Annotated in this window: 1 protein-coding gene; it reads left to right on the forward strand. The window is 60.6% G+C overall.

The genetic code is table 11. The features are described from left to right. Positions 1-317: solute carrier family 23 protein (locus A3754_RS08100; protein WP_304439828.1), on the forward strand; the 317-nt coding region annotated here is incomplete at both ends.

The raw sequence follows: 317 nt of genomic DNA on the forward strand, positions 1-317 counted from the left end.
CATTCGCAAACCCGGCCTGCATCGCACGCTTACTGGCGATGGCGTGGCGAGTATGGTGGCGGCCCTGTTTGGCGGACCGCCCAATACCACCTACTCGGAAGTCACCGGCGCGGTGATGCTGACCCGGGTGTTCAATCCGGTGGTGATGACCTGGACGGCTATTTTCGCCATCCTGCTGGCGTTTATCGGAAAGTTCGGCCTGCTGCTGCAAAGCATCCCCACGCCGGTCATGGGCGGCATTCTGATTCTCATGTTCGGGTCGATTGCCAGTGTGGGCATGAATACCCTGATCAAGGCGCAGGTGGACCTGCACGCTC

Source organism: Alcanivorax sp. HI0083, from assembly GCF_001635175.1.